Genomic DNA, 21,879 nt, shown 5'->3' with positions numbered 1-21,879 from the left:
CCATGAAGAAGGGGGCCGCGATGGGATGGCACCAGGAGCTGCTGGTCGGCTTCGACCTGGAGACCACGGGGACGGATCCGCGCGAGGCGCGCATCGTCACGGGCGCGGTGATAGAGGTCAAGGACGCGAGGCCGCTGGGACACCGGCAGTGGCTCGCGGACCCGGGGGTCGAGATCCCCGCCGACGCGGTCGCCGTGCACGGGATCAGCAATGAGAAGGCGGCGTCCGACGGCGATCCGGCCGACCGGGTCGCGGACTCCATCGCCGAGGCGCTCGTCGGGTACTGGCGCACGGGCGTGCCCGTCGTCGCGTACAACGCCGCGTTCGACCTGACCCTGCTCTCCGCCGAGCTGCGCCGCCACGGCCTGCCGTCGCTGCGGGAGCGGCTCGGCGGAGTGGACCCGGCGCCGGTCATCGACCCGTACACGATCGACCGCTCGGTGGACCGCTACCGCAAGGGAAAGCGGAACCTCGAGGCGGTGTGCGCGGAGTACGGCGTGACGCTCGAATCCGCGCACGACGCCTCCGCCGACGCCCTCGCCGCCGCGCGCCTGGCCGGCGCGATAGCCGGCCGCCACCCGAAGGTCGCCTCCCTCGGACCGGCCCGGCTGCACGAGTCCCAGATCGAGTGGTACGCGCAGTGGGCGGCGGACTTCCAGTCCTTCCTGCGCCGCAAGGGCGACGCACAGGCAGTGGTCGAGGCGGCGTGGCCGATGCGGGAGCTGACGGGGCCCGGGGTCTGAGTGGTGGGGCGGGGGGCTTCACGGAGCCACCGGTCCGGGGGCCGGTGAAGCCGTGAAGATCCCGCCGCCACCGAGCCGCTCTACACGGCCACCCGCCGCCACTGCTGCGACGCCGCACCCGTGTACGTCTGCTGGACGACCGCCGTGCCCGTCGCCGTGGAACCGCCGGCCGCGCCGAGGGACTTGCCCGTGCGGACGCACACCAGCCGGACGTGGCCACCGTCCGTGGACTCCGCGCGCCAGTGCTGGTTGTCGGCGCCGGTGGCCCGGTACTGGACGATCGGGGCGTTCTCCGTGGCCTGGCCGCCGCTGACGTCCGCCGTCAGGCCGGAGTGCACGTTGGTGAGGCGGTGGCCGCCGTCCAGGGACTCCGCGAACTTCCACTGCTGCGACGCGCCGCCCGTGCGCGTGCCGAGGACCAGCGGCGCGGACTCGGCGGTCCCCGACACCTCGATCGCCATGCCGCTGTCGGCCCGGTTGACGAGGACGTAGCGCTGCGACGCGTACGAGGGGGCCAGGGTGATGCTCGCGCCCGGTTTCAGGCTGACGTCCTTCGTCCAGGAGCCGGCCCGTACGCGGGTGGTGCGGCCGCCGGTCGAGGTGAGCCGGAGCTTCGTCGCCACGCCGTCCTTCCACTCCAGGTCGGCCGTGAACCCGCCGCGCACGCCGATGCCGGTGACCCTGCCCGACGCGCCCCACGCGACCGGCAGAGCGGGCAGGAGTTCGACGAGGCCGGGGCGGGAGTAGAGGAGCATCTCGATCACGGCGGCCGTCGCGCCGAAGTTGGCGTCGATCTGGAACACCGAGCTGTCGCCGCCCAGTTGGTACATGTCGAAGAAGTTCGGCGCGGTGCCGTTGCTGTGGTTCACGGAGGGCCGCAGTACCGTGCCGACGAGCTGGTACGCCTTCTCCGCGTCCTTCATCCGCGCCCAGCACAGGGCGCGCCACGCGCAGCCCCAGCCGTAGGTGTCCATGCCGCGGGCCGTGAGGCCCTTGTCGACGCCGACGAGGACGTCGTGCGGGCTGCGGTCGCGGCTGACGCGGTCGCCGGGGAACAGGCCGACGAGGTAGGAGAGGTGCCGGTGCTGCGTCTCGCCGAGGTTCGCGCCGCCCATCCACTCCTCCAGCCAGCCCGTGGTGGGGCTGACGCGCGGCAGGTACAGCCTGTTCTGGAGGGCGGCGACACGGCGGGCGTATGCCTTGGAGGTGCCGAGGGCCGCCGTGGCGGTGCGGAAGTTCTCGAAGAGCTGCCAGACCAGCTCCTGGGCGTACGTGATGCCGCGCGCGTCGGTCGGACCGTGCTCCGGCGACCAGTCGTGGTCGTCGACGAGCACCTCGACGTCCGCCCCGGTCCTCGGGTCCTTCACCGTCGCCGTGACGAGCCGCTTCTCCCAGAACGCGCAGGCCCCCTCCAGGAGCGGCAGGATCTTCGCCAGATAGCGCCGGTCGAGGGTGAACTCGTAGTGCTCGAAGAGGGAGTTGCACAGCCAGGCGTTGCTCGCCGGGTGCCACCACCAACCGGGGCCGCCCATGGTGTTGGTGGAGAACGCGGTGGTCCAGCCGGCGATCTCGCCGCTCGTGTTGCGAAAGCCGTTGCGCGGGTCGTTGAACAGCTCGCGGGTGCGCTTCTCCCAGTGCGGGACCTGGGCGAGGCAGTAGTCGGCGAGGGCGTCGAAGCAGTCGGGCAGGCCGGTCCTGTCGGTGGGCCAGTAGTTCATCTGGATGTTGATGTCGGTGTGGTAGTCCGCCATCCACGCCGGGTCGTTCCGGTCGATCCACAGGCCTTGGAGGTTGAGCGGCAGCGAGGAGCGCGAGCCGCACACGGTGAGATAGCGGCCGAACTGGACGTACGACGCCTCGAGTTCGGGGTCGGGGCGGCCACCGGAGGCCTGCCGGGCCAGGAGCCGCTTGTCGGTGTCCAGGGCCCGCTGCGCGTCGGTGGACGCGCCCAGGTCGACGCTCATGGTGTCGAACAGGGCGCGGTGGTCGGCGACATGGGCGGCGAGGAGGCGGGTCGCGCCGGCCTTCGCCGCGGCGGCGGTCCGCGTGGCGGCGGTGGCGCGCGGGTCGGCGTCACGGTCGATGAAGCCGTCGGCGTCGGGGGAGTAGGAGGTGCCGCCGCTCAGGACGAGGAGCACCTCGTCGCAGTCCTCGAAGGTGACCGAGGAGCCGCTCGCGCCGACCGTGCCGCCGCGGTGCGTCGCCGCCCGCGCGACGGCGGCGTACGCGAGGCCGTTGTCGAGTTTCGCGGCGAAGCCGGCCGACGCCGTGGCGCGGTCCACGGTGATCGGCTCGCCGCGCGTCCCGGTCAGCGTGAGGCGTCCGCTCCAGGTGCCGCCGCCGTTGCGGGTGAGCCGGACGACGATCACGTCGTCGGGGTGACTGCAGTAGATCTCACGCCGGAAGCGGGTTCCGCCGAGCTCGTACTCCACCGTCGTCAGGCCGTTGCTGAGGTCGAGGCGGCGCCGGTAGCCGCTCACGGCGGACGGGTCGTGTCCCGGCACCTCCAGATACGCCTTGGTGAGGACGCCGTACGAGCCGAAATGGGCGGTGTCGTAAGGGAATTGACCGTCGGACTCGAGCGCGTCGTTCGCTCCGCCCGTCCACAGGGTGACGTCCGAGACGGACAGGACCTCGCGGGACGGGTGCCCCGAGACGACGGCCCCGAGGCGGCCGTTGCCGATGGGCAGTCCCTCCCGCATGAGCAGGTCCTCGGCGGCCGGGGACCCGTAGCGCAGCGCGAGCGCGTCGGCCTCGGGTACGAGGCGTGGCGCGGCCGGGTGCCCGCCGGGTCTCGGCGCTGCCTGTGCCGTGAAGGCGGGAACTTGGCTCAGGGCCAGGAGAGATCCGATGGCTGAGCCGTATTTGAGGACGGAACGGCGGGAGACGGCGGAGTCGGGTTCGGGGTGCGTGGGCATCAGGTCCTCCAGGCAAGGGTCGGCGAACTCCGCCGTACCTTGCTCCAGGACCCCGCCACGGGAAAGAGATCGGATGAATTCAGCGCGAAAGTCCAACAACTCCTGAGCGGGAGTCCAAACGCCCGTGCAGGGGCGGAAGTTCAGCCGCGCGCCTCGAAGGAAGCCGTCAGAACGGGTACCAGCGCACCGTCGGATCCCCGTCCCGCAGTGACGCCACCCTGCGCTCGAACTCCGCGAGCGCCTTGGGGTTGGTCGGCGCGTGCTGGGCGACCCACGCGCAGCTCGCCGTCTCGCGCGCGCCGCGCAGCACGGCGCACCCGTCCCACTCCCGCACGTCCCAGCCGTACGTCCGCGTGAACGCGTCGTACGCCTCGGGGTCGAGCCCGTAGCGGTCGCGGGAGAGCGCCATGACGACCAGGTCGTGCTCGCGCAGGTCGGAGGAGAACGTCTCCAGGTCGACGAGGACGGGTCCGTCGGGGCCGATGTGAACATTGCGCGGCAGCGCGTCCCCATGGATCGGGCCCGGCGTCAGGTGGGGGACGAGCGCCGCCGCCGCGTCCGCGAAGCTGTCGCGCCGTTCGCGCAGATACGCGGCGTCGGCGGGGTCGATCGCGTCGCCTGCGAGCCGCAGCCACCGCTCGACGCCGCCGAGCAGCTCGCGGCGCGGCAGCGCGAAGGGCGGGGCGGGCAGGGCGTGCACGAGGCGGAGCAGCTCGGCCAGGTCGCGCGGCTCGGCGGGGCGCAGCGCGGCCGGAACGCGGTGCCACAGCGTCACCGGGTGACCGTCCACGAGGAGCGGCTCGGGCTCGGCGGCCCGTACGGCCGGCACGCCCTGGCCGGCGAGCCAGCCCGCGACGGCGAGCTCGCGCCGGGCACGCTCCAGGAGCTCGGGGTCGCGGCCCACCTTGACCACCAGGTCGCCGAGCGCGAACACGGCGTTCTCGCCGAGCGCGAGCAGCTCGCCCTCCGGCCCACCGCCCCGCTGTCCGCCGCCCTGCTGTCCACCGAGGAGCCCCGCCGCCGCGAGCACCTTCCGCGCCTGCGCCTCGTCCATCACTTGCCTCCCGATGATCCCTTGGTCCGGGCCCAGTCTCGCACCCGTATCACGTGCGCATACGCCCCGGTCCACGCCCTGACGGACAAGGCCGTGCGCACTGGCTTGACGAGTAACGGGTCCCTCAGCACGATGACGGAGGCCGCCGGGGTGGCCGGTGCCGTACCCAGTCGCCCGAAGGAGCCGGACACGTGACATTGGCGACCGCAACGACGCGGACGGGGAAGCGCGTGCCAGGGCCACCGGGCGGTGGGCGCCCGGCGGACCGCGGCGCCGCCTGGTTCCTGGTTCTGCCCGCCCTCATCCCGATCCTCGTGCTCAGCGTCGGGCCTCTCCTCTACGGCATCGCGCTGGCGTTCACCGACTCGCAGGCCGGCCGCACGGCGCCGACCCAGTGGGTCGGGGCGCTCAACTTCCAGGACCTGCTGCACGACACGCTGTTCTGGGACTCGTTCCGGATCGGCCTGCTGTGGGCGGTCGGGGTGACCGTCCCTCAGTTCCTGCTCGCCCTGGGCCTCGCGCTCCTGCTCAACCAGAACCTCCGCTTCCGCTGGCTGGCGCGGGCGCTCGCGATCATTCCCTGGGCGATGCCCGAGGTGGTCGTCGGCATCATGTGGCGCCTCGTCTACAACCCCGACGCGGGCATCCTCAACGAGACCATCCGCGACCTCGGCCTCGGTGACGGGCGCGACTGGCTCACCGGTCTGGCGACCGCGCTGCCCGCCGTGATCGTCGTCGGCATCTGGGCGGGCATGCCGCAGACCACCGTCGCCCTGCTCGCCGGGCTCCAGAACACCTCGCCCGAACTCCACGAGGCCGCGGCGCTCGACGGCGCCGGTGCCTGGGGCCGCTTCCGCGCTGTGACGTGGCCCGCGCTCAGGCCGGTCGCCCTCGCCATCACCGCGCTCAACTTCATCTGGAACTTCAACTCGTTCGCCCTGGTCTACGTCCTGACCAACGGCGGCCCGGGCGGCCGGACCCGCCTGCCCATGCTCTTCGCCTACGAAGAGGCCTTCCGCTACGGCCAGTTCGGCTACGCGGCGGCGATGGGCTGCGTGATGGTCGCGGTCATCTCGGTCATCCTCGCCTTCTATCTCGTGGGCCGGCTCAAGGGAGGCGACGAGCAGTGAGCCGTACCCGGACAGGCATCCGGCCCAGCAGGCCGGCGCGCGCGGGCCAGTACCTCGCGCTGCTCGCCTATCTCGTCTTCCTCGCGTTCCCGTTCCTGTGGCTGATCTCCACGGCGTTCAAGCCGCCCCGTGAACTCGCGAGCCTGCACCCCACGTGGATACCCAAGGACCCCACACTCGCCAACTTCCGCCAGGCCTTCGACGAGCAGCCGCTCCTGAGGGCCGCCGTCAACTCCGTGATCGTGGCGGTCTGCGCGGCCCTGATCGCCGTCGTCATCGCGACTCCGATGGCGTACGTGATGGCCCGCCACCGCTCCGCGCTGTCCCGCGCTGCGACGGGCTGGGTGGTGGTCAGCCAGGCGTTCCCGTTCGTCCTGCTGATCATCCCGCTCTTCCTGATCCTGAAGAACCTGCACCTGATCAACTCGCTGCCCGGCCTGACCATGGTCTACGTCGTGTGGTCGCTGCCCTTCGCACTGTGGATGCTGGTCGGCTACGTCCGGGCCGTGCCGCCCGAGCTGGAGGAGGCGGCTGCCGTCGACGGAGCCGGAAAGCTGCGCACGCTCGTCTCCGTCACGGCGCCGCTGCTCACGCCGGGCCTGGTGGCGACGGCCCTGTTCGCGTTCATCACCGCGTGGAACGAGTTCTTCTTCGCGCTGGTCCTGATGAAGACCCCGGAGAGGCAGACGCTGCCGGTGATCCTGACGCACTTCCTCGGCGCGGAGGGCGTTGCCGACCTCGGGCCGCTGGCCGCCGCGGCGTTCCTCGCGACCCTGCCCTCACTGGTGATCTTCGCGCTCATCCAGCGCAGACTCACCGGCGGGATGCTGACCGGGGCGGTGAAGTCATGAGGCGCGTAGGCCGGCTGGCCGCCGTCGCCGCGGCCGTGGCCCTGCTGGTCACCGGCTGTTCCTCGGGCGGCACGGCCGACGACGGCAAGATCACTCTCGAGTTCCAGTCCCTCGCCTGGCAGAAGGAGTCCGTCGACGCCAACAAGCAGCTCGTGAAGGAGTGGAACGCGGCGCACCCGGACATCCAGGTCAAGTACGTCCAGGGCAGCTGGGACAGCGTCCACGACCAGCTGCTCACCTCCTTCGAGGGAGGGGAGGCGCCCGACGTCATCCACGACGCCTCCGACGACCTCGCTGACTTCGCGTACGGCGGCTACCTCGCCGATCTGCGGGACCTGCTGCCCGCCCGCCTCAAGTCCGGCATCCCGCAGCACAGTTGGGAGACCGCGACCTTCGGTGACGGCGTCTACGGCGTGCCGTTCCTCCAGGAGCCGCGCGTCCTCATCGCCAACGCGAAGATCCTGAAAGCCGCGGGTGTCCGCATCCCGACGCCTGCGAAGCCCTGGTCCTGGGAGGAGTTCAGGACCGTCACGAAGAAGCTGAGCGGCGACAAGAAGTTCGGCGTCGCGTGGCCGCTGAAGGAGCCCGTCTCGGCGACCCTCAACCTCTCCCTCTCGGCCGGCGGACGCATGTTCCACCGCGGCGCCGACGGCAAGGTGACGGTCCGCTTCGACGCCGCGGACCAGGTCGTGCCCCGCACGGTCCACGACCAGGTCAACACCGACGGCAGCGCCTCGGGCACGACGCTCGGCATGGGCGGCTCCGACACGCTCCCCGGTTTCTTCGCCGGCAAGTACGCGATGGTCCCGCTCGGCTTCTCCTACCGCCAGCAGATCGTCCAGCAGGCGCCCAAGGGCTTCGACTGGCAGGTGCTCCCGGCGCCCGCGGGCCGTGACGGACTCGCCCAGGGAGTGTCCCCGCAGACCCTGTCCGTCGCCGAGGACAGCCCGCACAAGAAGGAGGCGGCGCAGTTCATCGACTTCCTGCTGCGGCCGCCGAACATGGTGCGCCTCGCGCTCGGCGACTGGATGCTGCCCACCGGCACCGAGGCGCTGAAGGACCCGGCCCTGCACACGCAGAAGAACGACTGGGCGACCGGCACGGCCCTCGCCGGTGACCTCCGCTCGGCCCCCGCGCAGTCGGTGCGCGGCTACGCGGAGTGGAAGGACAAGGTCGCGACACCCGCGCTCCAGGAGTACTACAGCGGCTCGATCGGACTCGGTGAACTGCGCAAGCGCCTGGTGAAGGACGGAAATCTGGTGCTCGCGAGGTATCAGAGGTAGGGCGGGACGCGGGAGACGGATTCACATGTCGAGGACGAGGCGCGGGCCCAGGCAGCGCGAGACGCAGATCATCAGTGTCTCGCCCGCCGCCCGCTCCTCCGCGGTGAGCACCGAGTCCCGGTGGTCCGCCGCGCCCTCCACGATGTCGGTCTCGCAGGTCCCGCAGGTGCCTTCGGCGCAGGAGTACAGCACCTCGATCCCCGCGTCCTGCACCGTGTGCAGGATGCTGCGGCCGGGCGGCACGGTCAGGGTGCGGCCGGAGCGCCGCAGCTCCACCTCGAAGGCGTGGTCCGTGCCGTCGGCGCCGTCCGGTCCGTCCTGCGCAGAACGGAATCGCTCGGTGTGCGCGGCGCCCCGGGCCTCGACGGCGTCGAGGAGCGGTCCCGGGCCGCAGCAGTAGACCAGGGTGTTCTCGTCCGACGGGCCGAGATATCCGTCGAGGTCGAGGAGCCCCGTCTCGTCCTCCGGCGCGACGCGCACCTTCGCGCCGTAGGCGGAGAGTTGATCGAGGAACGCCATCGAGCCGCGCGACCGCCCGCCGTACAGCAGGCTCCACTCGGCGCCCGCCGCCTCGGCGGCGGCCACCATCGGAAGGATCGGGGTGATCCCGATGCCGCCCGCCACGAAGCGGTAGCCCGGTGCCTCGTGGAGAGGGAAGTGGTTGCGTGGTCCCCGGACGCGGACGACCGTGCCCGGGGTCAGCTTCTCGTGCACGTATACCGATCCGCCGCGTCCGCTCGGTTCGTGGAGGACGGCGACGGTCCAGGCGGTGCGGTCGGCGGGGTCGCCGCACAACGAGTAGGGGCGGACCAGGTCGTCCGTGAGGACCAGGTCCACGTGGGCACCCGGCTCCCAGGAGGGCAGCGGGTCCGCCTCGGGGTGACGGAGCGTCAAGGAGATGACGCCGGTGGCCTCTTCGGTGCGTGCGGCGACGACGAGGTCGGCTTCGTAGGGCGGGGTCACCGGTCGTCCTCCTGGTGATCGGGGTGGGACAGCATCCACTGCCACATCGCCACGGGGTCCTGCGTGTCGTGCTCGGCCCCGCAGTGGCAGATGCCGTGCAGTTCGTCGGTGCCGGGGACCCAGTCGACGCGGTACACCTCGGCGGTGGGCGGGCGGCTCATCGCGCGACGGTGTCGGGGGTCGCGGACCGGTCGCCCCCGGCGGCGAGGCGGGCCAGGATCCGGCGGGCGGCGAGGCCGCCCGTGTCGATGTTGATGCTGAGTTCCTGGTAGCCGGCGGGCTCGGTGTCCAGGGTCTTCTGGAGCAGGTTCAGCGCGTTCACGTCCTGCATGACGACCTCGTGGTTGAAGTCGCGCAGGAACGTGGACATCTCCTCGTCGCCGTGGCCGAAGTCGCGGGAGACGGCCCAGAAGTCGTAGACCTGGTTCTGCGTGGACGGTGTGATCGCGTAGGTGATCTCCACGTGGAAGGCGTCCGGGTCGGTGCCGTCCGGATTCGGCAGGACGCCCTGGGGGGCGATGCGGCTGTGCAGCAGGTACAGGCACGGGGCGTGGTACTCGATGTCCTGCCAGCGGGTGATGCGGCCCTTGATACCGGTGGAGTTCGCGTAGAACGGCGGGCACTCGGCGTCGTCCATGTGCCGGCTGACGCGGACGATGCCGGCGCCCTCGTCGACCTCGGTCGTCATGGGAGTGTCGGCGACCTCGGGCGTGCCGATGTAGCCGCCGTGCAGGTACGTCTCGTGGGAGAGGTCCATCAGGTTGTCGACCAGCAGGACGTAGTCGGCGTCGATGGGCTCCATGCCGCCGACCGTCGTCCAGTGCGCCGAGTCGGCCAGGTGCGGGGCCCGCGGGATCGTCGTCCGGTCGGCCAGCGCCGGGTCGCCGATCCACACCCACACGAAGGAGTCCAGCTCGGCCACGGGGTACGAACTCACCCTGGCGGTACGGGGGATGCGTTTCTGTCCGGGTACGTACACGCAGGTGCCGGTCGTGTCGTAGGTGAAGCCGTGGTAGCCGCAGACCACTTTGTTGCCGTCGAGCCGGCTGTGCGAGAGCGGGAAGCGGCGGTGCACGCAGCGGTCCGCCAGGGCGACGACCTCGCCCGTGTCCTCGGTCCGGTAGAAGGCGATCGGTTCGCCGAGGACGGTGCGGGCGAGCAGTTCCCGCCCGACCTCCGTCCCGTACGCCGCTACATACCACTGGTTCCGCGCGAACTCGGACATGGCACTCCCGTCCCTGAAGGGCGAAGCGGCTCTGCTTCGCCGTGCCGTGGTGTGCCACCAGCGTCGTGACGGGGGCCAGGTCCCGGCAACGGCACTTCCGCCGGGCGGAAGCCGGAGAATGCCGGAGATATCTGATCACCGACCTGAGCCGGGCCGCCAGCCCAGGGCGCGCGAGATGCCCCGGCCCGCGAGTCGTACGGCCGGGATCAGCGAGTGCGGCTGTGTCCCGGCCGAGGGGACCACGAGCGAGACCGCGGCCACGACGTCGCCCCCAGGCCCGCGCACGGGCGCGGCCACCGAGACCGCGTCGTCCGTGATCTGACGGTCGGCCACCGCGCAGCCGGTGCGCCGCACCTCGGCCAGAGCGCGGCGCAGCCGGACGGGGTCGGACAGGGTGTGCGGGGTGAAGGAGGCGAGCGGCCGGTCGCAGACCTGGTCCTGGAAGGTCCTGGCACTGTGGGCGAGGAGGACGAGTCCGACGCCCGTCGCGTGCAGCGGCCAGCGCGCCCCGACGCGGCTGCGCACGCCGACCGCGTGGCGGCCGGAGAGCCGCTCGATGTAGACGACGTCGAGGCCGTCGCGCACCGCGAGGTGCACGTTCTCGTGGGTCGCCTCGTAGAGGTCCTCGAGGAAGGGCAGCGCGGCCTCGCGCAGGGCGGGGCCGCGCGGGGCCAGCGCCGCGAGTTCCCAGATCCGCAGCCCGACGTGGTAGCTGCCTGCCGCGTCGCGTTCGAGGGCGCCCCACGCGGTGAGCTCGCCCACCAGGCGGTGGGCGGTGGCCAGCGGCAGTCCGGCCCGGCGGCTTATCTCGGTGAGAGACAGCGCGGGTCTGCGGTGGTCGAACGCGCCGAGCACCGCAAGGAGACGCTCCGCCGCGGAACGGCTGCGCGCTGCGTCCGCGGAGTCCTCCGACGGCCCTGTCATGTCCGCCGGGTCAGCCCCGGTCCGCTTCCGCGACCCGCGCCAACAGGGCCTGCAACGTGGCCCGTTCGCCGGGGGCGAGGGGGGCGAGCAGTTCGTCGGTGACGCGCCGGCTGCCCTTGTCGGTGTCGCGCAGGACGTCCTTTCCCCGGTCTGTGAGAGCGACGATGCGGCTGCGCCGGTCGCCCGGCGCGGGTCCCCGCTCCACCAGGCCGAGGTCCTGCAGATCGTCCACGAGGGACACGATGGCGCTCGGGTCGTAGCCGAGCCGGTCGCTCAGTTCGCGTTGCAGGGCGCCTTCCACGGTGGCGAGGTAGCGCAGCAGCGCGTAGTGCCGCAGCCGCAGGCCGAACTCTTCGAGCGTGGCGTTGAACAGCCGGCCCGAGTGCAGCCCGAGCCGGTAGAGGAGATAGCCGGTGTCGGCGTGCAGCGCGCGCATCCAGGGCGCCTCTTCGTCAGTGATGTCGGGCTCCGGGGTCGGTCCGTGCGGGCACGGGGGCGTGAGGTCGGCTCCAGCATGAAGGACTTAAAGGCTTCCGGCAACTATTGACGACAACAATGATTGGTCCTAGCGTCTTTCTCGTCGGCCGGTACGGATTGAGCGGAACGGATCTCCTCGGCCGCCTTCTCCCCTCCACGTACCTGTTCACGCCATCGGAAGGGCACAGCCGCAATGTCTGACGTGTCATCAGGACCATTGACCTCTCTCGACGGAAAGGTCGCCGTCGTCACCGGAAGCGGCCGCGGACTCGGGCTCGCCTACGCCACCGCCCTCGCCCGGTCCGGAGCGAGCGTCGTCGTCAACGACATCGACGAGGACGTCGCCGCGCAGGCCGTCAAGACGATCACCGAGGCCGGCGGCCGGGCCGTTGCCGAGGTCGTCCCCGTGGGCACCACCGAGGCCGCCGAGCGCCTGGTCGGCCGGGCCGTCTCGGAGTTCGGCCGGCTGGACGTCATGGTCACCAACGCCGGAATCCTGCGCGACAAGGTGCTGTGGAAGATGACCGACGACGACTTCGACGCCGTTGTCACCACCCATCTCAGGGGCACCTTCACCTGCGCACGTGCCGCCGCCGTGCGCATGCGCCAGCAGGGCGAGGGCGGCAGCCTGGTGCTCGTCGCCTCCCCGGCGGGCCAGCGCGGCAACTTCGGGCAGACCAACTACGCGGCGGCCAAGGCCGGGATCGCGGCGATGGTGCGCACCTGGTCCATGGAGCTGGCCCGCGCGGGCGTCACCGTGAACGCCGTCGTGCCGGTCGCCGCGACCGCGATGACCGAGACCATCCCCGCCTTCGCCCCGTACGTCGACGCCCTGCGCGGCGGCGAGCCGCTGCCCGGGTTCCTGCGCAGGGGCGAGGGCTTCGGCACACCGGAGGACTGCGCCGCGCTCGTGCCCTTCCTCGCCTCCGAAGCGGCCCGGGACGTCACGGGCCAGTGCATCGGCATCGGCGGCGACAAGCTCGCCCTGTGGTCGCACCCGCAGGAGGTGTCCGTCGCCTACGCGGACGGCGGCTGGAGCCCGCGGACCATCGCCGAGACCTGGCACACGTCGGTCGGGCGCGAGCCGCAGTCCGTCGGCATCCCCGCGCCCCGCCTTCCGAAGGCTCCCGAGGGCGTGGTCCCGGCATGAGCGGCATCGACGTGGCGGCACTCACCGCGATCGACGTCCACACGCACGCCGAGGTGTCGTCCAAGGGGCGGGCCTCGCTCGACGACGAGCTGAACGCCGCGTCCAGCGCCTACTTCAAGATCGAGGGGAACCGGAAGCCCACCCTCGAGGAGACGGCCGCGTACTACCGCGAGCGGCGGATGGCCGCCGTGATCTTCACCGTCGACGCCGAGTCCGCCACCGGCACCGAGCCCGTCCCCAACGAGGAGGTCGCCGAGGCCGCGCACGCCAACCCCGACGTGCTGATCCCGTTCGCGAGCATCGACCCCTTCCGGGGCCGCGCCGGGATCCGGCAGGCCCGGCGCCTGGTCGAGGAGTACGGGGTGCGCGGATTCAAGTTCCACCCCAGCATCCAGGGCTTCTTCCCCAACGACCGTATGGCGTACGGCCTTTACGAGGTGATCGAGGAGACGGGCGCCGTCGCGCTCTTCCACACCGGCCAGACCGGCATCGGCGCGGGCGTGCCCGGCGGTGGCGGCATCCGCCTGAAGTACTCCAACCCGATGCACGTGGACGACGTCGCCGCCGACTTCCCCCATTTGAAGATCATCCTCGCGCACCCGTCGTTCCCCTGGCAGGACGAGGCGCTCGCCGTGGCCACCCACAAGCCGGGGGTGCACATCGACCTCTCGGGCTGGTCGCCGAAGTACTTCCCGCAGCAGCTGGTCCAGTACGCCAACACCCTGCTGAAGGACAAGGTGCTTTTCGGCTCGGACTACCCCGTCCTCACCCCTGACCGCTGGCTGGCCGACTTCGCGAAGCTGCCGATCAAGGACGAGGTCCGACCGAAGATCCTCAAGGAGAACGCCGCCCGGCTGCTCGGGCTGACAAAACCGTGAAGGGGCCGGACATGCGCAACGAGGGACTGGGGTCGTGGCCCGCACGCCGGGCCCGCAAGACCCCGCACCGCACCGCACTGATCCACGCCGGCGCCGCCGTCACCTACGCCGCCCTGCACGAGCGCACCACCCGGCTCGCCCACGCCCTGCGGGCGCTCGGCGTCCGGCGCGGAGACCGGGTCGCCTACCTCGGCCCCAACCACCCCTCGTTCTTGGAGGCCCTGTTCGCCGCCGGGCTCCTCGGCGCGGTCTTCGTACCGCTCAACACCCGGCTCGCCGAGCCCGAACTCGCCTTCCAGATACGGGACTCCGGCGCCACGGTGCTGCTGCACGCCGCCGCGCGGAGCGGTGACCTGCCGGGCGTCCGCACCGCCGTCGAGGCGGACGGACCGGCGTACGAGGAACTGCTGGCCGCCGCCCCGGCCCTCGCCATCGACGAGCAGGTCGGCCCCGACGACGTAGCCATCATCATGTACACCTCCGGGACGACGGGCCGTCCCAAGGGAGCCATGCTCACGCACGGGAACCTCACCTGGAACGCCGTCAACGTCCTGGTCGACCAGGACCTCGTCGCCGACGAGATCGCGCTCGTGGTGGCGCCGCTCTTCCACACCGCCGGCCTGAACATGCTCACCCTGCCGGTGCTGCTCAAAGGCGGCAGCTGCGTCCTGGTGGGCTCGTTCGACGCGGCGGCGACCCTGGAACTCGTCGAGCGCCACCGGGTCACGTTCATGTTCGGCGTCCCGACGATGTTCGACCAGCTCACACGGCAACCGAACTGGCCGGACGCCGACCTGTCGTCGCTGCGGATGCTCAGCTGCGGCGGCTCGCCCGTCCCGACCCCGCTCATCGCGGCCTACCAGGACCGCGGCCTCACCTTCCTGCAGGGCTACGGGATGACCGAGGCGGCGCCCGGCACCCTCTTCCTCGACGCCGAGCACGCCGTCAGCAAGGCGGGCACGGCGGGCGTGCCGCACTTCTTCAGCGACGTACGCGTGGCGCGCCCCGATCTCGCGCCGGTGGAGCCGGGCGAGACGGGCGAGGTCCTGGTGCGCGGGCCTCATGTCATGCCCGGCTACTGGGGTCTGCCCGACGAGAGCGCCGCCGCGTTCGCCGACGGCTGGTTCCGGACGGGGGACGCGGCCCGGATCGACGCGGACGGCTACGTCACCATCGTCGACCGCTTCAAGGACATGATCATTTCGGGGGGCGAGAACATCTACCCCGCCGAGGTCGAGGACGCCCTGCTCGCCCACGCGGACATCGCCGAGTGCGCGGTCATCGGCGTACCCGACGAGAAGTGGGGTGAGGTCGGCAGGGCGGTCCTCGTCGCCCGCGAAGGCCACGCGCCCGACCCGCACGAGGTCCTCGCGTCGCTGTCCGGGATCCTGGCCCCCTACAAGATCCCCAAGTCGGCCGTCGTCGTGGACGCCCTGCCCCGCACCGCGTCGGGAAAGCTCGTCAAGGCCGACGTCCGTCGCCTGCACGGCACTTCATGACCCCTGAATGCCCTGCCCCGCCCCGCATCGCACCCCCATCAACACCCACCGAAGGAGCCCCTCATGGGCATCACCGTCAACGGCCTGGACGAACTGAAGAAGCTCGCCGGAAGCGACCTGGGTTCCAGTGAATGGACCGACGTCACGCAGGAGCGGATCGGCACCTTCGCCGACGCCACCGACGACCACCAGTGGATCCACACGGACCCCGAGCGCGCCAAGGAAGGCCCCTTCGGCGCGTCCATCGCGCACGGATATCTGACGCTCTCCCTCTTCATCCCGATGTTCACCGAGCTCCTGGACGTCGAAGGAGTCACCACCAAGGTCAACTACGGCCTGAACAAGGTCCGTTTCCCCGCCCCCGTGCCGGCGGGCTCCCGTATCCGCCTGGCCGCGCGCCTCGCCGGGGTCGAGGACGTGCCGGGCGGCGTGCAGATCACGGTCGACGGCACCGTCGAGATCGAGGGAGCGGCCAAGCCCGCATGCGTCCTGCAGAGCGTCTCGAGGTTCTACGCGTAGAAAGAAATTGCACGAGACGTCTCGTCTCACTTACGGTGGCGTCATGTCCGTCCCCAGGAACGCCCATATCGCCATGTTCTCCGTCGCCGCCCACGGGCACGTGAACCCGAGCATCGAGGTGATCAGGGAGCTCGTCGCCCGCGGGCACCGCGTGACGTACGCGATCCCGCCACAGTTCGCCGAGAAGGTCGCCGAGACCGGGGCCGAGCCGAAGATCTGGCACTCGACGCTGCCCACCGACGACGACCCGGACGCGTGGGGCACGGAGCTGGTCGACAACCTCGAACCCTTCCTCACCGACGCGATCCAGGCGCTGCCGCAGCTCGTCGACCTCTACGAGGACGACGAACCGGACCTCGTCCTCTACGACATCACCGCCTACCCCGCCCGCGTCCTGGCCCACCGCTGGAACGTCCCGATCGTGCAGTTCTCGCCGAACCTCGTGGCCTGGGAGGGATACGAGGAAGAGGTCGGCAAGCCGATGTTCGAGCCGCTGAAGCAGACGCCGCGCGGCAAGGCGTTCTACGAGAACTTCGAGAGCTGGATCAGGTCGAACGGAATCGACCTCTCGGTCGAGGACTTCATGGGCCGCCCGGACCGCTGCCTCGTCCTCATCCCCAAGGCGCTCCAGCCGAACGCCGACCGGGTCGACGAGAGCCGCTACACCTTTGTCGGCGCCTGCCAGGGCGAGCGGGCGGCGCAGGGCGAGTGGCAGCGCCCGGCCGGCGCGGAGAAGCTCCTCCTCGTCTCGCTCGGTTCGTCCTTCACCAAGCAGCCCGCCTTCTACCGTGCCTGCATCGAGGCCTTCGGTGACCTGCCCGGCTGGCATGTGGTGCTCCAGATCGGCAAGTTCGTCGACGAGGAGGAGCTCGGTGAGGTCCCCGCGAACGTCGAGGTGCACCACTGGGTGCCGCAGCTGGCGATCCTCAGGCAGGCCGACGCCTTCATCACGCACGCGGGCGCGGGCGGCAGCCAGGAGGGCCTCGCCACCGCGACGCCGATGGTCGCGGTCCCGCAGGCCGTCGACCAGTTCGGCAACGCCGACATGCTCCAGGGGCTCGGCGTCGCACGCCACGTACCGATGGAGGAGGCCACGCCCGGGAAGCTCAGGGAGGCGGTACTCGCCATGGCGTCCGACCCCGAGGTGGCGCGCCGCCTCCAGGAGATCCGGGCGGAGATGGCGGGAGAGGGCGGCACGGCCCGGGCAGCCGACCTGGTGGAGGCGGCGGCGGACAGGGCGGGTGCCCGCCAAAGGTAGAGGGAGCGCACGTTTTTGGTGGATACCGACGGGGGCGGTCCGTCCCGCTGCCCCCGGCAAGGCTTTCCGCGACCTCCCGTCCGGCCGGCTCCGGCACCCGCCGCCCGGCCTCGTGCGCCGCCAAAGCATGGGTGCGTCCCCGCTGCCGAGCCTCGGTGATCGCGTTCGTCGGCACGCCCTGCCCAGCGGCGCCACAGCGCGCCGGAGCGCGGTCCCGGGCTCGGACGGCGGACCCGCCGACGGATCCCGGGACGGCCGCGCTGCCCCGCGTCGTCGAAATCGACAACCTCGTGGCCGGCGCCCCTGTGGCCGGCGAGGGCGCCGAGCACGGTAGCCCCCAATCGCTCCGCTCGCGGCGGGGAGGGGCGGCGGTTCCGCCCCCTGATCACCCAGGAGTCCCCCGTATGCCAGATTTGGCGTAACTTCGGATGCTATCGGTCGTTTTCGGGCAATACGCCGCCGCCGACCCATGGATTCGTATTGCCACGGTTCAGTGTGATTGTCCCCGCTTACATGGTGCAGGCATATCTACATGAATGCCTTGAATCCGTCCTGGAGCAGCCCTTCACGGATCTTGAGCTCATCGCGATCGACGACTGCTCACCGGACGGCAGTGGAACGATCATCGACGAATTCGCGGCCCGGGATCCGCGTGTGCGCGCCATCCATCTGACGGAGAACACGGGTCTCGGCCGAGCCCGCAACGCCGGGCTCGAACGCGCCACCGGCGAGTATGTGATCTTCCTGGACAGCGACGACTCCCTCACCCCTGACGCGCTGCACGCGATCTCGGACCGGCTCAAGAACACGGACGCCCCCGACGTCCTGGTCTACGACTACGTACGGTCGTACTGCACCGGGAGGACGGCGCCCAACGTCGTCACGGCCCAGCTCACCGAGGAGGGCCCGGCGGCGTTCACCCTGGACGACAGGCCAGGCCTGCTGAGAGTCCTGCACGTCGTCTGGAACAAGGCTTACCGCCGTGAGTTCCTGGAGCGCGCGGGCTTCACCTTCGCCCCCGGCTACTACGAGGACGTCTCCTGGACCTATCCGGTGCTGGTGACCGCGAACTCGATCGCGGTGCTCGACCGGGTCTGCGTGCGGTACCGGCAGCGCAGACAGGGAGCGATCACCTGTTCCCCCGGGCGCAGGCATTTCGAGATCTTCGACCAGTACGACCGGGTCTTCGCCTACCTGGACGCGCACCCCGAACTGGCGCGCTGGCGCCCCTTCGTCTTCCGCCGGATGCTCGACCACTTCAGCACGGTGTTCACGGCGCGCGACCGGCTGCTGCGCGGCAGCCGTGCCGCGTTTCTGCGCCAGGCCCGCACCTACAGCCGCCGCTACCACTGCCCGGGCGCGACTCCCCCCGCGCGCACCAGAATCCGGCACGCCCTGGTGCGCCTGGGCGCGCACCGCAGCTACCTCGCCCTGTACTGCGCACGAGCCGTCCATCGACACGTCCACCGCGCCGCCGTCGCCGCATACGGTGCCGTCAGGGCGGCCGCACTCCAGATCCACTACCGCATCCAACGGCTCCTTCCACTGCGCGAGAACGACGCCGTGTTCTCCGCCTACTGGGGCCGCGGCTACGGCTGCAACCCGGCGGCGATCGAGGCGAAGGTCCGCGAAGTGGCGCCCCGTATCCGCACCGCCTGGATCGCGGGCCCCGCGCACGACCACACGGTCCCGGCGGGCACCCGTCGCCTCACTCCTGGCTCGGCCGCGTACTGGACGGCGCTGGCCCGCTCCAAATACCTGGTCAACAACGTCAACTTCGACCGAAGACTCGTCAAGGCCCGGGGCCAGGTGTTCCTGCAGACCCAGCACGGCACCCCGCTCAAGCACATGGGCCTCGACCTGCTCGACCGGCCCGCCGCAGTCGGCGACACCGACGTCGGGCGCATGCTCGCCAACTGCGACAAGTGGGATTACGTCCTGTCCGCGAACCGCCATTCGACGCTCGTCTGGGAGCGGGTCTACCCCGCCGCCTACACCACGCTCGAGTACGGATATCCGCGTAACGACATCTACCAGCACGCCACCGGCAAGGACGTGGCCCGGCTGCGCGAGACCCTGGGCATCCCCCGGGATTCGGTCGCGATCCTGTACGCCCCGACACACCGGGACTACCGTCGCACGCAGCGCCACGTGATCGATCTGGAGCGCATGCTGCGCTCACTCGGCCCCAGCTTCATACTGCTCACCCGCGCCCACCACCTCTCCGGCGGTCCGCTCGTGGGCAGGGACTCGTCCCGACTGGTCGACGTCTCGGACCACCCCTGCGTCGAATCCCTCTGCCTGGCGAGCGACGCGCTGGTCACGGACTACTCCTCGCTGATGTTCGACTACGCCAATCTGGACCGCCCGATCGTCGTGTACGCCGACGACCGGGAGGCCTACGAGGCGGCCCGCGGCACCTACTTCGACCTCTGGTCCTTCCCGCCCGGCGCCGTCGCCACCGGCGAGGACGAGCTGATCGACATCTTCGCGACCGGCGAGTGGTGCAGCCCGCGCTCCGCCCAGCGGCGGGCCGCATTCCGCAGTCGCTTCTGCCCGTACGACGACGGGGGCGCCGCCGAGCGGGTCGTGCGGCATGTCCTCCTCGGGGAGACGGCGGGCCTGCCGTCCGTCGTGCCGTTGGACGAGCGGCAACCGGCCCAGGCCCCGGCGGCATCCGGCCCGCGGAAGGAACCGGAGGCAACCGCGACCCTGCCCACCAGCGCTGCTTGAACGCCCACCGAAGGAGAGTGTGTTGCCCCGCTTCAGCGTTGTTGTTCCCGCCCACGACGGGCCGGGGCGACTGCCCGACTGTCTTGATTCGGTGCTCGGCCAGGCATTCGCCGACCTCGAACTGATCGCGGTCGTCAGCGCCCCGGAAGGGCTGTGCGCCTCGATCGTGGCCGCACACGCGGACCGCGATCCGCGGATCAAGGTGGTGCACTCGCCACCGGGTCACGGCCTTCCGGGCGCACGCAATGCCGGGATCGCCGTTGCCGAGGGCGAGTTCCTGCTCTTCCTCGACGGCGACGACACGCTGGTGCCCGGCGCTCTGGGAGTCCTCGACGCCCGGCTCGCCGAGTGCGAAGAGCCCGATCTGCTGCTCTTCGACCATGAGCGGGTGCACTGGTTCGACGGCAGCTGGGGCGCGACACTCGAGCGGCTGTGGCAGGGGGCCCCGGCCGGGACCTTTACCGTGGAGCAGCACCCCGCGCTGCCCGATGTGCTGGTGCCCGCATGGAGCGCGGCCTATCGGCGCGACTTCGTGTCCCGGCGCGAACTGGCTTTCGTACCCGGCATGTTCACCGACACGGTGTGGAGCGTGCTGGCCGCGCTGCGGGCCGAGCGGATCGCGCTGCTCGACCGGATCTGCGTACGTCATCTGCTGCGCCGCCAAGGCAGCCGGAACGAGATCCCCGGACTCCACCACATGGATCTGCTCGACCGGTTCGACCTGGTGATGCGCCGGGCGGCGGAGCTGAAGCCGGACGCGGCGCTGCTCGGCAGGGTCTTCCACCAATTGGTGTGCGGGGTGCTCAAGACAGCGGCATCGCCCGCACGGCTGCCGACGCCCGCGCTGCGGCGACAGTACTTCCGCAGGGCCGCCCGGCTCTACCGTCAGCATCGCCCCACGGGCCACCGCCCGCCAGGAGGCAGCGTGGGGCTGCAGCACGTGTTGCTGGCTTCCCGCTCCTACACGGCATTCCGCGCACTGCGCGGCACGAAGCGCTGCCTCGGCAGGGCGGCGCGGTCTGTCGGACGGCTCCTCAGGAGACTGCGGAAGCGGACCGGCAACCCGTACGGGGCCTTCCTCAGACGGCCGGTCGACGAGAACCTCGCTGTCTTCTCCTCGTACTGGGGTCGCGGCTACACCTGCAACCCCGCCGCCATCCACGCGGCGGCGCGGCGTCTGGCACCGCACATCAGAACGGTCTTTCTGTCGACCGAGAACCACGCGCGACAGATGCCGGAGGACGTCGAGAGCGTGGTGATCGGAAGCGCCCGCTACTGGGAGGTGATGGCCACCGCCAAGTACACCTTCAACAACGTCAACTTCGAGATGTCGGTCAAGAAGCGCCCCGGCACCGTCCATGTGCAGACCCAGCACGGCACCCCGCTCAAGCGCATGGGCGTGGACCAGGTGGAGTTCCCGGCAGCGGCGGCCGCGGCCGGCCCGCTCGGCAAGCTCCTGCAGCGCGTGGACCGCTGGGACTTCAACCTCTCCTCGAACCGCCACTCCACCGAGGTCTGGGAGCGGGCCTACCCGGGCGAGTACGAGAGTCTGGACGTCGGCTATCCGCGCAATGACGCGTTCTACACGTCGACGGCCGAGGACGTGGCCGCGATCCGGCACTGCCTCGGCGTCCCCGAGGACCGGATCGCGGTGCTCTACGCGCCGACCTACCGCGACTACCGCACGGACTTCCTCCCCCAGCTGGACCTCGTCGCGTTCTGCGAGGCGCTCGGCGAGGAGTTCGTCGTGCTGCTGCGGGCCCACCACTCCTACGAGGGGGCCGCAGGCCTCGAAGGGATGCTGCGCTCCGGCGCGTTGATCGACGTGACGGAGCACCGTTCGCCCGAGGAGGTGTGCCTCGCCGCGGACGTGCTGATCACGGACTACTCGTCGATCATGTTCGACTACGCCAACCTCGACCGCCCGATCGTCGTGTACGCCGACGACTGGGACATCTACCGGGAGACACGGGGCGTCTACTTCGATCTGCTTGCCGCGCCGCCGGGTCCGGTGGCCCGTACCCAGGACGAGCTCACGCGGATCTTCCGCGGCGGTGAGTGGGACGGCGAGGCCGCGGCCCGGCTGCGCGGCGCGTTTCGTGAGCGGTTCTGCGAATTCGACGACGGGCTTGCCGCAGAGCGGGTGGTGCGCCGGGTGCTGCTCGGTGAGCCGGCCGAGGCCCTGCCGCCGGTCGTTCCGCTGGGCGAGCGCGTCCCGGCCCCGGCCGCAGCCCGCGTCCCGCATCACTGACCCGTCCGAACCGCACGCCCCCA

At 71.0% G+C, this 21,879-nt stretch carries 18 protein-coding genes; 11 read left to right on the top strand and 7 right to left on the bottom strand.

The annotated features are described in order from the left end of the window. Positions 1 to 20: 20 nt before the first annotated feature. Entirely contained in the window at positions 21 to 743 is a 723-nt protein-coding gene (locus OG574_RS14615; RefSeq protein WP_326773598.1) for a 3'-5' exonuclease, read from the top strand. Positions 744 to 823: 80 nt separating this feature from the next. On the opposite strand, the gene OG574_RS14610 is transcribed toward OG574_RS14615, so the two are convergent. Then, positions 824 to 3,661 (bottom strand): glycosyl hydrolase family 95 catalytic domain-containing protein, encoded by a 2,838-nt coding sequence (locus tag OG574_RS14610; RefSeq protein ID WP_326773597.1) that lies wholly within the window; start codon positions 3,659 to 3,661, stop codon positions 824 to 826. 166 nt (positions 3,662 to 3,827) lie between these two features. Further along, positions 3,828 to 4,715 carry a phosphotransferase enzyme family protein gene (locus tag OG574_RS14605; RefSeq protein WP_326773596.1) on the bottom strand — a complete coding sequence of 296 codons (888 nt, stop codon included), beginning with the start codon at positions 4,713 to 4,715 and terminating at the stop codon, positions 3,828 to 3,830. A gap of 191 nt (positions 4,716 to 4,906) precedes the next feature. Here OG574_RS14605 and OG574_RS14600 point away from each other — a divergent pair, with 191 nt between their 5' ends. Genes OG574_RS14600 through OG574_RS14590 form a run of 3 tightly spaced genes read left to right on the top strand, consistent with a single transcriptional unit; the run spans position 4,907 to position 7,979 of the window. Continuing rightward, entirely contained in the window at positions 4,907 to 5,845 is a 939-nt protein-coding gene (locus OG574_RS14600; protein ID WP_398376107.1) for a carbohydrate ABC transporter permease, read from the top strand. A gap of 17 nt (positions 5,846 to 5,862) precedes the next feature. Further along, positions 5,863 to 6,696, top strand: a complete 834-nt coding sequence (locus OG574_RS14595; RefSeq protein ID WP_326778486.1) for a carbohydrate ABC transporter permease — start codon at positions 5,863 to 5,865, stop codon at positions 6,694 to 6,696. Next, the gene (locus tag OG574_RS14590) at positions 6,693 to 7,979 is read left to right on the top strand and encodes an ABC transporter substrate-binding protein (protein WP_326773595.1); all 1,287 of its coding nucleotides are present in this window, start codon (positions 6,693 to 6,695) and stop codon (positions 7,977 to 7,979) included. Before OG574_RS14595 ends, OG574_RS14590 begins: the two co-directional genes overlap by 4 nt. Before the next feature lie 21 nt (positions 7,980 to 8,000). On the opposite strand, the gene OG574_RS14585 is transcribed toward OG574_RS14590, so the two are convergent. The 5 genes from OG574_RS14585 to OG574_RS14565 form a co-directional block, all read right to left on the bottom strand. Then, positions 8,001 to 8,942: a PDR/VanB family oxidoreductase gene (locus OG574_RS14585; protein WP_326773594.1), complete on the bottom strand. Its 942-nt coding sequence runs from the start codon at positions 8,940 to 8,942 to the stop codon at positions 8,001 to 8,003. Continuing rightward, positions 8,939 to 9,103, bottom strand: coding sequence for a hypothetical protein (locus OG574_RS14580; RefSeq protein WP_165914601.1), 165 nt, complete (start codon positions 9,101 to 9,103; stop codon positions 8,939 to 8,941). Before OG574_RS14580 ends, OG574_RS14585 begins: the two co-directional genes overlap by 4 nt. Next, positions 9,100 to 10,167 (bottom strand): aromatic ring-hydroxylating dioxygenase subunit alpha, encoded by a 1,068-nt coding sequence (locus OG574_RS14575; protein WP_326773593.1) that lies wholly within the window; start codon positions 10,165 to 10,167, stop codon positions 9,100 to 9,102. The genes OG574_RS14580 and OG574_RS14575 overlap by 4 nt, the downstream gene beginning before the upstream one ends. A gap of 135 nt (positions 10,168 to 10,302) precedes the next feature. Next, entirely contained in the window at positions 10,303 to 11,091 is a 789-nt protein-coding gene (locus OG574_RS14570; protein WP_326773592.1) for an IclR family transcriptional regulator, read from the bottom strand. A gap of 10 nt (positions 11,092 to 11,101) precedes the next feature. Beyond that, positions 11,102 to 11,527: a MarR family winged helix-turn-helix transcriptional regulator gene (locus OG574_RS14565; RefSeq protein ID WP_326773591.1), complete on the bottom strand. Its 426-nt coding sequence runs from the start codon at positions 11,525 to 11,527 to the stop codon at positions 11,102 to 11,104. A 234-nt stretch (positions 11,528 to 11,761) separates the two neighbouring features. On the opposite strand from OG574_RS14565, the gene OG574_RS14560 reads away from it, so the two are divergent. The 7 genes from OG574_RS14560 to OG574_RS14530 all read left to right on the top strand — a co-directional run bounded on the left by OG574_RS14560 (position 11,762) and on the right by OG574_RS14530 (position 21,856). Beyond that, positions 11,762 to 12,718 carry an SDR family NAD(P)-dependent oxidoreductase gene (locus OG574_RS14560; protein WP_398374537.1) on the top strand — a complete coding sequence of 319 codons (957 nt, stop codon included), beginning with the start codon at positions 11,762 to 11,764 and terminating at the stop codon, positions 12,716 to 12,718. Next, entirely contained in the window at positions 12,715 to 13,596 is an 882-nt protein-coding gene (locus OG574_RS14555; RefSeq protein ID WP_442816822.1) for an amidohydrolase family protein, read from the top strand. Before OG574_RS14560 ends, OG574_RS14555 begins: the two co-directional genes overlap by 4 nt. Before the next feature lie 11 nt (positions 13,597 to 13,607). Continuing rightward, positions 13,608 to 15,095, top strand: a complete 1,488-nt coding sequence (locus OG574_RS14550; protein WP_326773589.1) for an acyl-CoA synthetase — start codon at positions 13,608 to 13,610, stop codon at positions 15,093 to 15,095. Positions 15,096 to 15,158: 63 nt separating this feature from the next. Beyond that, positions 15,159 to 15,614 carry a MaoC family dehydratase gene (locus OG574_RS14545; protein WP_326773588.1) on the top strand — a complete coding sequence of 152 codons (456 nt, stop codon included), beginning with the start codon at positions 15,159 to 15,161 and terminating at the stop codon, positions 15,612 to 15,614. Between the two features lie 43 nt (positions 15,615 to 15,657). Further along, complete coding sequence (gene mgt / locus OG574_RS14540; RefSeq protein ID WP_326773587.1) at positions 15,658 to 16,872, top strand: macrolide-inactivating glycosyltransferase; 1,215 nt, start codon at positions 15,658 to 15,660, stop codon at positions 16,870 to 16,872. Positions 16,873 to 17,352: 480 nt separating this feature from the next. Then, a complete protein-coding gene (locus OG574_RS14535) occupies positions 17,353 to 19,605 on the top strand; it encodes a bifunctional glycosyltransferase/CDP-glycerol:glycerophosphate glycerophosphotransferase (protein WP_326773586.1) in 2,253 nt (750 codons plus the stop codon). Positions 19,606 to 19,627: 22 nt separating this feature from the next. Beyond that, entirely contained in the window at positions 19,628 to 21,856 is a 2,229-nt protein-coding gene (locus OG574_RS14530; RefSeq protein WP_326773585.1) for a bifunctional glycosyltransferase/CDP-glycerol:glycerophosphate glycerophosphotransferase, read from the top strand. Positions 21,857 to 21,879: the final 23 nt, after the last annotated feature.

It is taken from the genome of Streptomyces sp. NBC_01445 (assembly GCF_035918235.1).
Classification (GTDB): domain Bacteria; phylum Actinomycetota; class Actinomycetes; order Streptomycetales; family Streptomycetaceae; genus Streptomyces.
This window is presented reverse-complemented; position numbering and strand designations above follow the sequence as displayed.